Annotated in this window: 11 protein-coding genes; 4 read left to right on the top strand and 7 right to left on the bottom strand. The window is 55.3% G+C overall.

The features are described 5' to 3' along the window. Positions 1–6 precede the first annotated feature (6 nt). From AC2FNV_RS13400 to AC2FNV_RS13390, 3 genes are all read right to left on the bottom strand, one after another. On the bottom strand, positions 7–360 hold the full coding sequence (locus tag AC2FNV_RS13400; protein WP_170329075.1) for a hypothetical protein: 354 nt from the start codon (positions 358–360) through the stop codon (positions 7–9). A 3-nt stretch (positions 361–363) separates the two neighbouring features. After that, entirely contained in the window at positions 364–672 is a 309-nt protein-coding gene (locus tag AC2FNV_RS13395; protein WP_170329073.1) for a hypothetical protein, read from the bottom strand. A gap of 447 nt (positions 673–1,119) precedes the next feature. After that, entirely contained in the window at positions 1,120–1,857 is a 738-nt protein-coding gene (locus tag AC2FNV_RS13390; RefSeq protein ID WP_496773580.1) for a Crp/Fnr family transcriptional regulator, read from the bottom strand. 150 nt (positions 1,858–2,007) lie between these two features. On the opposite strand from AC2FNV_RS13390, the gene AC2FNV_RS13385 reads away from it, so the two are divergent. Next, positions 2,008–2,241: a hypothetical protein gene (locus AC2FNV_RS13385; RefSeq protein ID WP_170614873.1), complete on the top strand. Its 234-nt coding sequence runs from the start codon at positions 2,008–2,010 to the stop codon at positions 2,239–2,241. A gap of 742 nt (positions 2,242–2,983) precedes the next feature. After that, entirely contained in the window at positions 2,984–3,952 is a 969-nt protein-coding gene (locus AC2FNV_RS13380) for a DUF3179 domain-containing protein (RefSeq protein WP_496773578.1), read from the top strand. A gap of 433 nt (positions 3,953–4,385) precedes the next feature. Here AC2FNV_RS13380 and AC2FNV_RS13375 read toward each other — a convergent pair whose 3' ends face one another. After that, positions 4,386–5,813 (bottom strand): arylsulfatase, encoded by a 1,428-nt coding sequence (locus tag AC2FNV_RS13375; protein ID WP_496773576.1) that lies wholly within the window; start codon positions 5,811–5,813, stop codon positions 4,386–4,388. A 462-nt stretch (positions 5,814–6,275) separates the two neighbouring features. Continuing rightward, positions 6,276–7,241, bottom strand: a complete 966-nt coding sequence (locus tag AC2FNV_RS13370; RefSeq protein ID WP_496773574.1) for a helix-turn-helix transcriptional regulator — start codon at positions 7,239–7,241, stop codon at positions 6,276–6,278. A 141-nt stretch (positions 7,242–7,382) separates the two neighbouring features. Here AC2FNV_RS13370 and AC2FNV_RS13365 point away from each other — a divergent pair, with 141 nt between their 5' ends. Both AC2FNV_RS13365 and AC2FNV_RS13360 read left to right on the top strand, forming a co-directional pair. Beyond that, positions 7,383–8,771, top strand: coding sequence for a metal-dependent hydrolase family protein (locus tag AC2FNV_RS13365; protein ID WP_496773572.1), 1,389 nt, complete (start codon positions 7,383–7,385; stop codon positions 8,769–8,771). A gap of 2 nt (positions 8,772–8,773) precedes the next feature. Beyond that, positions 8,774–10,036 (top strand): carbohydrate porin, encoded by a 1,263-nt coding sequence (locus AC2FNV_RS13360; RefSeq protein ID WP_496773570.1) that lies wholly within the window; start codon positions 8,774–8,776, stop codon positions 10,034–10,036. A gap of 474 nt (positions 10,037–10,510) precedes the next feature. Here the strand turns inward: AC2FNV_RS13360 and AC2FNV_RS13355 are convergent, their stop codons facing one another. After that, positions 10,511–12,235 (bottom strand): phosphoenolpyruvate hydrolase family protein, encoded by a 1,725-nt coding sequence (locus AC2FNV_RS13355; RefSeq protein WP_496773568.1) that lies wholly within the window; start codon positions 12,233–12,235, stop codon positions 10,511–10,513. Then, positions 12,232–12,879, bottom strand: coding sequence for a phosphoenolpyruvate hydrolase family protein (locus tag AC2FNV_RS13350; RefSeq protein WP_496773566.1), 648 nt, complete (start codon positions 12,877–12,879; stop codon positions 12,232–12,234). The genes AC2FNV_RS13355 and AC2FNV_RS13350 overlap by 4 nt, the downstream gene beginning before the upstream one ends. Positions 12,880–13,053 lie beyond the last annotated feature (174 nt).

Genomic DNA, 13,053 nt, shown 5'->3' with positions numbered 1-13,053 from the left:
ATTGAGTTACGATCCATCCAGGTTCAGCCCCTCGATACAGGCCTGCGCCAGGTCTTTGTTAGGAGTTTGGGATCCCGGCACCGTTGCCCAGCCAGCCGCCATGACGGCATCCTTCTGCTTGAAAGAAGAAGCCTCTTTGATCGTCGTTATTTTTTCGGCGCGTTGGGCGTCAGTTCTCGCCATGTCGACGCAGACCGGAACCAACGCAGCGATTACATTGTCGCGGGACATGGCGTTGGCCATCTTGTCCGCGCTACCGCCGGTCATCCATCCACCCCATGAAAATCCAACGACGCCTACGAAAACCCCGCCGATCAGAGCACCGTAGATTCCGGGTTTAAGCCATTCGGGCGTGTTCATAATCTATTCCTCCTGCGGGGAAAGCGCCGCATCGCTGTCATTGTTAGATGTGGCCAAGGTCTGGTCGTGCTTAAGCGCCAGTTCAAAATCTTCTGGGTCAATTGGGCGCATTTCCGTGCGGCCTGGCTTGCTGCCTTTGCCCCGAACTGTCAGGTAGGTTCCGGTTCTGCGATATGCTTCGAAACTCAGGCCCTGCAGTAGCTCTTCTTCGACAACTACTTCATACTCGCCTGCAGGAAGTACATCCGGGTAGCCGGACAAAGAGAACGGATTTGAAAACGTCACCAAAGAACTGGACGATCTTGTGCTCACCTTTGTCCTCCATTTAGTTTGTTGGATCTTCCCCGCGCAGTCTGCCGCGGTACACGCTCGTAAGCGCCGCGGTAGTACTGGCGTTGTAATTTAGAATAATGTGCAAATGGCAGGCGCGCGCTGATCGGTGTTAGTCGGCGGCCAATGACCTGAGATTTTATTGGAATCTCAAATGCATTTGGTGCCCGAGGATCAGGCACACTGCCAAAAATTGACTAACCTGCGTCAGTGCAACGATGTTTGGATTCCGGCAACGTGATGTGTGTTGGCGGGATATTTGCTGGCGTGTTCTTAACGAGTAATTGAGAAGCGCAGGAAATCCAGTACCGCAATCGGACTGTATTTATCTTGCGCTTCTTTTTCAGTGAAATCCCAAATCTGCCGAAGCGAATTCCGTCTCTAACAGGCAACGATCATCAAAATCCCGGCATCGCTGTAGGGGTGAACTTATTGCTTCAACAGTGGCCCGGCCTGATCCAGATAAGTGGGGTCAAAACCGGCCAACGTCACCAGTCCTTCATAATCATCAAATACCACTTGCCCGGATTGAAAAGTAACCAGCCCCTTCTCCCGCAGTTGCCGTAGGACACGATTAACATGTACGGCACTCAGTCCCAGTGCATCGGCAAGGTGGTATTGTGTCAGTGGGCAGGCGTATCCCGTCTTGCTTGCCATCCCGATCTGAGTCAGCCTCACACCAAGTTCCAATAGAAAATGCGCCATGCGCTCACCCGCATCTCGCCGTCCTATGTTGACCAGGTGCTCAACCACCATCGCTTCATCTCGAGAGACCGCCCAAAGAATTGCTGTCGCCAGCCGGGGCGTTTGCGCAAATGCTTCCAGGAGATCATCCACTACTACTTCAATGGCTTGGATTTCCATGATTGGTTCTATGCTGTGATCCGAGGTGTGCAGCAGAACGCTTCGCAAGCCCAGAAAGTCACCCGGTATTTGGAAATCGACGATCTGACGCGACCCGTCAGTCTGGGTTTTGTAGGAACAAACCCAGCCCGAGGCCAGAATGTAGGCAGCCTGCTCTGATTGCCCTTGATGCACAAGGTCACGTCCGGCTTCAAAGGTTCTGCGACGCTTGTGCAGGCGTGCCAATGCCGCAAGTTCAACCTCAGTCAGAGCGACGAAGTTTGAAAGCTTTCGGGTGAGTGGACTGTTTTTGATAGTGCGCAAGTGTTCTTCCTTCGTCGATGAGCAGCCCGCGAAACTATCCGACGCCAAGACTGCTTTCGATCAGTTAAGTATACAGCAATCTATACCAGTATGATGCAATTCATTGTGGCGCTTCCTTGCTTGGACGCCTGTTAAAAAAGGACGTCTACCATGGCTGACCGGCAAGACCACTCAGGAATGGCCGCACTCTCAATTTGTGAAGCGCTTTTGCTTGCAATCAAAGATCGTGAGCTCCTGCCCGAACATGAAATTGTGGGAGTTCTGCGTGACGCAGCTGCTGCCCACGAAGCAGCGGTCGGCAATAACGATGAAAAGGATATGCACCAGGCCGTCGCCTTTCTCATTAACCGGATCATTGCTTCCGGCTATCGGGTTCGGCAGTAGCGTAAAGTCCCGTATCGGAAAAACAAGATTATGCTTGTCAAAAAAGCTTAACAGCAAGAAGACACAAAATTGGCGTCTCGTTTCTAATCAGTTCAAACACGAAGCAAAAACCAATGTTTCAATACTTGCCATATCCCGCGTCTTGCTCGTCCGACCGAGCCGCGGCGAAGGTACGGTTCCCGTTAACGCAAATACAACGGCTGCGAATGACCTGATTGGTGACACTTGCCGCGACGCAACAATAAGTATGCCGCGACCGCGAGCAAGTGCTGCTTTAGCGAAGGCTCCAGATCGAAAGACGGCAAAGTCAGCTTACCGTGAGTTCACCAAAGCCCAGATTTCGCTTGCGCAGCGAACGGCAGGAACGCAGGCAGCAGCAGCATCCGAGGGGTGCACTGGATGTCTCCTTTGGGCCGTTTTCACACATCCCAACAAACTGACTTATCGGCAGCTTTGTCCGCGACTCTGCCGTTCAGAAGATTTCAGCGAACGTCCGCTGCCGTTCAATGCAGACTTTCAGGCGAAATTTCTCGGAATGACCACCAACAATGACCGCTATCTGTTCCTAAGCCGTCGTCTGACGAAAAGACTCAGATGACTGCCTTGAGCCCTTATTAGACCTTCCGATTGGCGCCATGGGCATCCAACAACAAGGCACACGCATCGTAACAATAGCGTGGGTCGTGTAGGCGAGGTGCATAACCTTCCTGTATTTCATTGTTTTACACAGGAGTTGCTTTCCATGGCCAAATTCTCACTGCTCACCTCGATCTTATTCTTAGTGGCCTCTTTTGCTTGGGCGGACCCTAGCCGGTGGGAACAAGAATGGCCAAGGACGGATTTCTCAAAAAAGACTGTAGGGAATTGGTCCGAAATCATTTCTGGTGGCCCGCCCAAAGATGGCATTCCGGCCGTCAGTGATCCCGCCTTTATTCCCGTTTCCGAGGAAACGCGTATCGAGGCGCGTGAACCGGTGATCGCATTGGAGATTGATGGCGCTTTGGCAAGGGCCTATCCGCTGCGCTATCTGACCTGGCATGAGATCGTGAACGATGAAGTAGGCGATCTGCACGTCGCAGTCACATATTGCCCGTTATGCAACTCCGGTATCGTCTTTGATCGGCGCACTGAACATGGAGTGCTGGAATTTGGCGTGTCCGGCAAACTGCGGCATTCAGATATGATCATGTTCGACCGGCAAACCGAAAGCTGGTGGCAGCAAGCAATCGGTACGGCAATCGCAGGTGAGCTGACAGGCACAGAGTTGCGCGCGCTTCCGGCCTGGATGGAAAGTTGGGACAGCTTCCGAACGCGCCATCCCGAAGGGTTGGTCATGGACGAGCCAGCCTTTCGCCGGAGCTATGGCCAAAACCCGTACCGACAGTACGACAGTTCAACGAAACCCTTCCTCTTCAGTGGTGATCCGCCGCCCCATGGGGTGCCGGCGCTGGCACGCGTGGTTCGGGTTGGTGAGCGCGCGTGGCCGCTCGCCCGCGTACGGCAAGTTGGGCGCATTACCGAGGCTGGCCTGACTATTGAATGGAAGGAGGGTATGGCCTCCGCTCTCGACACCGGCAAAATTGCGAACGGCTGGGATGTCGGAGAAGTGCGTGTGCGTGACGCCACCGGTGGGGATGTGGTTCACGATGTCATGTTCGCATTTGCTTTCCATGCCTTCTGGCCTGAGGGGCAGTGGATGCTTGGCAACTGAGAGACTGCAACCAAGCCAAGTTGGCAAGGTACCAAGATTTTCCCGGCCACAGCATTGTGATTTTTGGCCCAGCGACACTCGAAATCTTGAGAAGCTATGGCCAGCACGGGGAACTAGGTCTCTGAAATACTTATGTATCCGCTTGAAGAGGTCCGTTTGGGTGATCGGTGAAAGACAGCGCTGAATGGTCTGAGGAAAATTGCCGAGGCTTGGTTCGGGATATCATCTGCTAGGTCTTGTCAGAAGAACTTCGCTTGAACGTCCGCTCAAAGCCGCTAACCGGTCATCTGAGTAAATAAGTCAGGTGACTGCGTTGAGCCCTTTGCGGTCGGTCCGATCGAGCTCCGTGAACGACAGCCTAGAGCGGATAGTGGACGTTTAGATTAGGTGCCGCAAATGGCGACGCGAACCCATTGCAGCTTCTTTCTAGCATTCAGTCTGGTGTGTATGGGTCCGGCGTACCTGCGGGGATCGGCGGCTCTATCTGAAGAGAAGCGGTATGCTCGGCAAGTATTTCACCCATAGGCCAGCGAACCCAGAAATGCCCGGCTGTATCCGGAGTGAGGGGATACTCTTCCTTGGGATCGTTGTAGAGATTGAAGAACCGCGGAAAGTCGTAGGTTAGGAGCGCATCTGTTCCGCGCGCGACCTCATGAAACATCATCTTCCAATTTCGCCATTTCACGCCGAACAGGCGCGCTCCAACATAGACGATAAACCCGTCTCTCGCCGAACTTTCCGTCTGACCGGTGAAGAAAGCGGATTGGTCGATACTGTCGATCACGCGGTCGTCCGGCAATGTCGCTCCTGACCAGGTCGCCAGCGTCGCGTAAAGGTCAAGCGCGTGGACGATCTCATTGGAGACGGCCCCGGTCGGAACCTTCCCCGGCCATCGGATGATGAAGGGCACACGCAGTGAACCTTCAAGGCCGGTAAAGTAGGATCCCCGCCACGGCCCGCCCCAGCCGTGATGCCCAGGGAGCATCTCGGGGCCATTGTCGGAAGTGAAGATGAACACGGTCTCTTGCGAAATTCCCAGATCATCAATCGCGTCAAGCAACTGCCCGGTGTAGGCGTCGATCTGCATGAGGACATCGCCCCAGTTTCCGTTGCCGCTCTCGCCGTCAAACTCAGCGCTCGGCGTTACCGGCATGTGAGTCTGAGTGTACGGAAGAAACAGAAAGAACGGATCTCCTGCCGCTACGCTACTGCGCATGAAATCGATGCCACGGCTGGTCAGCTCACCGTCGATTTCACGCCGTTCCTCAAGATCGTAGACACGGAGCTTCTCCGGGGGCGCGCCTTTTCGTCCCTCGTAAATGTATTCAGGTACCAGATAGTCGCTAAGGCCTTCTGGAACCGTCTCATCAAACTGCGGCTGACCGGGCCATAGGGATTCATCTGTCGAGTTCGGTATCCCGTACCATTCGTCAAAACCCTGATCGGTCGGGAACCGCCCTTCGGTATGACCAAGGTGCCACTTGCCGAACATCCCGGTTCGGTACCCGGCGTCCGAAAGCATTTCAGCCAGCGTGTATTCCCATTGGGTCAGCCCGTAGAGGCCAGTTGTGATTGGGACGCTCTCATTGCCTGACCGTATTGCGTAGCGACCCGTCATGAGGGCAGAACGCGAAGGTGTGCACTGCACCTCAACATTGAAGTTCAAAAGCCGCATTCCCTCTGCAGCCAGTGCGTCGATCCGCTCAGTGGGTCCGCCTCTGAGTATGCCACCACCGTAAACGCCCAGCTCACCGTAGCCGAAATTATCCATGAAGATCAGAACGATGTTAGGTCGTTCCTGCGCTGTCGAAGATGTTCCCGCAAAGATCGCGAATATGAGTGCGATTACGATGCTGCGCATGGCTGACCTCCGGCGAACGATCTTTTGCGATTAGAGCATATCGGAGATCAAAATCAAAACATGAAAGGTGAACTTGTCCGTGAGATAGTCGCCAAGAAGCGCCGCGGCCAACGCATGGATTGAGCGTCCGGTTTGTCCGCATTGCGGTCGTTCACGCCGACTGCAGCGAATGACTGCTTCGAGCCCTAAGCAGTCGTTGATCCGGCCATTGGGCGCTGCTCCGCAGCGAACGACCGCTCTGAGCCCAATCCGGAAGCGGTTCTTTACATTTGCTCGCACATGCAGCAATTCAAACGCCAAAATAGCCAGCTGTAGTGCAACAAGAAAAGCAGCCGTTCATGCAGAGTGCAGCGAGTTTTCCGGCGCCTATGACTGAGATGCGGACGAAGCCGCCCTTCGGGGCACGACCCAGTTTTCGCAAATTCGACGCGACGCGTTTTAACCGAACGAGTAAACTGGAAGTTATCCGCTTATGCGATCCAAGCTTGGGCTTGCGCCATAATGGCGTTTGTAGGCCTTTGAGAAATCAGCAATAGAAGAATAACCCAAGCGGTACGATACTTCCTTTACCGTTGCGTTATGGTTGTAGAGCAAGTCGCGTGCGATCCCCATCGAAACCACGGATTTCAGACTGCGAAAGCGGCCGCCCTTCGCAGCGAGTAGCCGTTGAAGCGTGCGCGGGGACATCCCGAAAGAATGCGCCACGGCATCCAGAGAAGCATTACCTCCAAGAACATGGGACTTCAGCACATGTTCGAACGCATCCGAAGCGCACGCGTCCGGAGAAACGATAGCATCTCCATGAAAGGGTAAAACGACGGGAGTGGACATGGCATCGTTGCTTAGAAACACGCCGGTCAACCCCGCACCCCAATCCGTTTTGGCGTACTCCCAGTCTTTCGGAACCTGATGCCAAGGCTTCGGATTCGTTAACCGCAAACGCGTGGGCGTCCAGTCTGGTGAGGCTGTCCGAACAAGAGCCGTAATCATTCCGATGATGTACTGCTCGACCTGCCAAGGGAGCGTTATTGTAAGTTGACGATTGTCGAAGTTGTACCAGGCGCCAGATGCGGTGAACCGCACTGAGTGCGCGGCATAGTTCGAATGCGACGTAATCCATTTCGCGAACTCACAAAGCAACTCGCCAACGGTTCGGGCAACAGGTAGCCGGAGCCCGCACAAGGTACCCGCTTCCATCAAATCCGTGGACGCGACATACCCTAAGTGTTCGAACCCTTCCTTTCGCGCGGCACATTCTTCAAAATCCCATAACGCCAGTTCCGAGACGAGACCGTCGCGCACGTCCAAAACGCCTCCTGCCAAGCCGCACGCCTCTAGATGGCGCGTGACCGGCGATCCGGCGGTTTGGAGCGGCGCGGCGATTGACACTAGAAACGGCACAGACGCCACAGGCAAGGGTTTCGGCATCACGGGCTCTCCGAAAAAGCGTTTTCACGACAGCGTCGTCGCGTCAAACGGATTGTCGTTAAATCCCAACTTCTCACGTTGGCACCACATGTTAGTCTCTTCTGATATAACCCAAATTTCCCGAACGGACGAGGTGCGCACATGAAAATTTTCAGAACCTTACTGGCAAGCGTCGCGGTTTCACTTGCTGCAGTCGCCGGTCACGCCCAGCAAGATGCGCCTTTGACGCTCTTTACCAACGTCCATATCTTTGACGGTATAAATGAAGAGCGGATCGAGAACGCAAGCGTTCTTGTCGAAGGCAACATCATCAAAGACGTCTCTACAGACGCGATTGATGCACCCGGTGCCGTGGTCATCGATGGCGATGGCCGTACCCTGATGCCGGGGCTGGTCGAGAACCATGTGCACTTCAACCTCGTGAATACGATGACGACTTTGAACGATGGGCAGAGTGCGCGTTGGGATGAGATTGGTTTGATGATTACAGCAAACGCGCGCGATTTTTTGATGGATGGTTACACGACCGTCCGTGACGCGTGCGGAAGTTCGGACGCTGTCCGGCATGCCATCGATCGCGGGGACATAATTGGTCCGCGGTTTTATGCATCGGGGGCCTGCATCTCGCCGACATCGGGTCATGGCGACTGGAGAGCGCCTTCAGGTCGTTATTTGGGTGCGCCAGAAACTTCTTTGGAGAAGAAGGGCGTCATAACACTTGCGAACAATCCCGACGAGGTCCGCGAAGCTGTGCGTGAAAACCTTTCAAACGGCGCGACCCAGATCAAGCTATTCGCCGGTGGAGGGGTGTCGTCGGTTTTGGACCCACTCTGGTCACACGCTTACACACAAGAAGAACTCGAAGCTGCGGTTGAAGCAGCCGAGTTTTTCGATACCTACGTTACAGTCCACGCCTATACCGACAGGTCAATTAATGCAGCCCTAGATGCGGGGGTAAAAGGCATTGAACACGGTCAAATGGCGCAGGAAGAAACTGTGAAACGCATGGCTGAGATGGGAACGTATTGGGCTCTGAATACCGCGGGCCTCACACCTGACTTGCTGAAGGTTCCAAACTATGCGTCGGGGCCAGTGCGGGAAAAGGTCGAATACTTCTTCGAGGAGTCGAAAAACCTCGTTGAGTACGTCAAAAAGTACAAGCCCAAGATCGTGCACAACGTAGATTCCGTGTTGCTGTCAAAGCAGGCAGCCCGTGCGCACCGCGACTTTGAGAAATACTACTTCGCCAGCCTGTTCGGAAATCATGCCATGCTTGTGTCGGCCACTTCGACGGCGGGCGAACTGGCTCAGATCACCAACCGGCGGAACCCATACCCCGGCAAATTTGGTGTCATCGAACAAGGCGCCTACGCGGACATCCTCATCGTTGACGGAAACCCGCTTGAGGACATCACAGTCATTGGCGGTAATGAGAAATGGTTCGATGCAGAACCGCGCGGCGAAGGTATCGAAACCATTCGAGTGATCATGAAAGACGGTGTGATCTACAAAAACACTTTGGAGAACTAAGGTTGAAGCGCAGGATTTTGTCGGTTCTGAGTGCTTCTGTGCTTGGGCTTTCGCTTGCAACGGAGCCGCAAGCACTGGAAGCAACCAGCTCGCCGAGAGAAAGATTGGAAGCCACGGCGCAGGCTTCCATCGGTGGGCCGGGCTCTGCTCCGGCGCAGCTCGAAGAAGATCGGCTCAGGCGATTGGAAGACAGTCGTTCGCCCGGGTTGGACCGATGGTTTGATCCATTCGAGGCGGTGCGTGAGCGCCTGAGAGAACGCACCGGGTTGAACCTCAGTTTTGACTATCAGGCCGTTTATCAGAAATCCTCCGACAGCCTGAGTGGTACTGACGAAGCCGCTTCAGGCCAGTTCCGCATTTTGGGCAATTGGGAATTTCTGAACCGCGGCGGCGACAACCCTGGCAGTCTGGTGTTCATCTTGGAGAACCGTCACCGGCTTGGGCAACCGATTGCGCCGTCTGGGCTTGCTGGCGAAATCGGTTACGTCGGCGCGACCGGTGTTACTTTCTCGGATACGGACACCACGCTCTCCGTTGCCTATTGGGCGCAGGCTCTGGCCGGCGGGCGGGCCGGTTTCGTTGCTGGCCGGATCGATCCCGGCGATTACAGTGACATCCTCGGCTACGTGAACCCGCGTACAACGTTTTCGAATTACTCAATCCTGTTCAGTCCCGTCTTGCCGATCCCTGACCCTGGGTTCGGTGTGGCAGGCGGCGGCTTTCTGACGGATCAGGTTTATGCGCTTGGCCTCGTCAGTGATGCAAATGGATCGCTGACAGATATAGATTGGTTCCCGGGCGGCTCTGAGTTCTTCACATACGGCGAAATCGGATGGACGCCTGAGCCCTCAAAGCGATACCTGACCAACCTGCATCTTGGTCTGTTTCATGCTGATGAGCGCGGTGACGCAGGCGTTCCTTCAGCAAAAGGCGCGATGCTGTCGGCCAACCACACGTTTAAGAATGACGTGATGGTCTTTGGGAGATTGGGCTGGTCGGACGGCGCCGCCCCCATCGCGAACCGTGCCGTCAATGCAGGAGTGCTGTGGCGACCCGGTTTTTATGACGACCTCTTTGGCTTTGGCATCACCGTCGCCGATCCGAGCGACGGCGCGTTGGACACACAAACGACGGTCGAGGCATTCTACCGCTTCGACGTGTCCGACAACATTGCCATCACAGGTGACCTACAGCACATCAATAATCCCGGCTTTGGCGACGATGATCCTTGGATCATCGGACTGCGGGTTCGAGTTAATCTTTAGTTGATACGGCTCAGTTCCCGCATTTCCAGCGGGGCCGCTTTGGGCTCAGAGCGGACTTGCGGCGGTGCAGCGGGATAAGTCTAGGCCGCGCTCCGGAAGCATCCATTCCCGAAACACATAAAATTCAACGCGTTCAGCGGTGCAGCCCGATGCTCGGACATTCGGCTGCTCGGAGCGGTCGTTGGACTACAGGGTCCGGTACGACCGCACTGAGCCCAACTCGGTCATCGTGTTTTCGTGCTGCGCGCGCTCGAAGCACGGTTTTTCTGCACTAGCAACAACGCGTCGAGGCAATGCGGCGTGAAGACCGGTCATTCGTGTCTGGTGCGGCGGGATTTCATCAGACTATGAGCAAAGCCCAGGAAAAAGCGTGAATTCGTGCACATAACGCATGGCATTTGACGAAGCAAAACTCAGTAGGTTTCCCGGTCAAATGCGATGAGAGTTTTAGATAATGCGGGGTAACTGAGCGTACTATCCCTGTAGTCCGTGTTTCTTGATTTTATTGTAAAGCGTGCGCGTGGTCATACCCAATTCCTCGGCGGTTTTTGCGCGGCGGAATCCGTTTCGTGCCAACGCCTCGGCAATCCAGTCCCGCTCGGACACGGCGACTCGTACAGGTGCTTTATCCGACTGCACCTTTGGAACGTTTGCCGGTTTTCGACGCAGAAAGTCGATCGCCTTGAGGTCGATCGTTGCCCTGCCCGACTTGCGCACTGCGCGCTGGACGGCATAGTGCAACTCTCGCACATTGCCAGGCCAGTGATGCTCCAGCATCAACCGCAACGCAGCGTTCGAAAACTTCGGAGGCTCGCCGCTGACCTGTCGGCCCAGATACATGGCCAACTCGGGGATATCGTCGACGCGGTCGCGCAAAGGGGGCAAGGTGATTTCATGGCCGGAGATCCGATAATAAAGATCCTGACGAAACGCTTCCCTCTCGATCTGGCCACGCAGATCCTGCGTCGTGGTCGAGATGATCCGGGCATCCGTGCGCCTGAGCGTATGGTCCCCGATCCGCTGCACCGTTTTTTCATCGGTGAATTTCAGAATCTTACCCTGATGCTCGGGCTGCAATGCGGTGATTTCGTCAAAGATGATGGTGCTGCCCGACGCCTGTTCCAACGCGCCTCGCTGGGTGCCAGTTCCGCCAAATGCGCCGGGCGCTTTGCCTAAAAGATGCACGCCGCCTTCCTCACCGCCCAGGGCCGGGCAATCCACGACCACGGGCTGCCGCCGGGCCGCAGGGCCCGCCTCGTGTAACCTGAGGGCCGCACGGCTTTTGCCGGTTCCGGTCTCCCCAACCAGCAGAACGGGGATGTCTTCATAGGCCAGATCATCCAATTCTTCGCGGATCATCTGCATGGCGACGGAGGAGCCGACCAAGTCGTTCTCAATGTTAGAAAGGCCAGATTGAATGCGCGACAGACTTGGAATGGCGGTGAAGCCTTTCGTGACCTCGCTGAGAGTTTGCTCGACAGGCAAGCGATCCAGCGTCGAGCCTGCAACGAACCCCTGCACACCACAGATGCGGGTAATCGCCAACGCTTCCTCTGGCGAGGTGATGGGGCCGCCATGACACAGTTTGTCGACCGATGCAGGCACGCCCTCCAGCACACGTTCGATCTGTGCTGCGGCAGTTTCCAGCGTCAGGTGCGTGCTGACGCCAGTTCCACCGCTTGTGAAGCCCACGTTGACGCAGATGGCCGTCGCGCCTGCATCAACCATCCTACGTGCCTGAGCATTTGTGAGAACATAAACGAAGGTGCCCAGACCGGCCCGAGTTGCCTCCTGAACCAATTCTATCTCGCGGTCGAACCCCAGCCCTTCGCGCTCCATCAAGGCACCAAGCCGCCCGTCTATCAGCGTTGTTGAAGGAAAGTTGCATATGCCTGAAAAGCCAAGGCGTTTGGTTCTTTGTACCAGCTCGCCAATGTTCAGATCGGGATCACTAACCGAAAACCCCGCATAGATCGGCGCGGAGCAACGTCCCAGCATTTCGCGTTCGGCAAATTCGATGACCCAGTCATTGGCGGCCCGGACAGGCAGAAAGCTCGTCAAGGACGAGGCACCTTGCACCCGAAAACGCCCTGCATTCAGTGCCAACAGGTAATCGGCCCCAGCTTTGTCTGCGGCCTTTGCCGTCAGGCCTGATCCAACGACGGCAGCAAAAAGGAAGTTTCGGTCACGAATGGTCATGATGCGCCCTCGCACCAAATCAGACCATCTACTTCTAGGCTGCTGAGTGGGACCATGCGTTCATGCCATACCGATGTATAGGCCAGCACGCGGACCTGTTTCGCCTCATCCCGGATCGTCTCGACTAGCCTTTGCAGCGAGCCCAGAACCAACGAGCTGCTATCCGGGCTTTCCACGTCCAACAATCCGGGATGCAGAACGAGATGATCCAACCCGGCCTCTACCGCGGCGCGGGCCTGCGTCAGCGAGATGAAGAATGCAAGCGTCTGGAACCCGGCGTCCTTGGCGCGGGCCAGAAACGCATACTCAAATTCCGGTGAAGCAGGAATAGTGGACATGGACTGACGCAAGCTGCCGTCCAACAGGATAGAGGACGGCCAGTTCGCCACACCGCGATACCCCATCTCAAGAAGTTGCGAGAACATGGTCGCCTCGGACCCGAACGGATCGCTGGCCAATATCGCAGCCCAATCGCCTTGTCGCGGCTTTTCACGCAGCACACGGTTGTGGTCGAGCCGGGGCATCACAAAGGCTAAGTCGGATTGGGAAACCGTCAGCCCAGCCAAGGCCGGGCAGTAAATACGGTCGCCCAAATCAGGGTTGGCCAAGAGCGACCCAGTCAGTGTCAGGTTTTTCATGATCATGTATAGGAAAATTTATCCGCAGTTGAGAAGTAATTTCTCAATTTTTCCTAATTCTCAAACAACACGTCGATCGAAAAGTATGTAAAATGCTGATTATAAATAAAAAAATTTCCAACATCGATTTGCACTAATGCTGTGTCGCCCCCGAAAACTCGGACATGATTTCCTCAACGG

Source organism: Ruegeria sp. BHSA163 (genome assembly GCF_059613365.1).
Note: the sequence above shows the minus strand (reverse complement) of the source record. Positions and strands in the feature narration are given on the sequence as shown.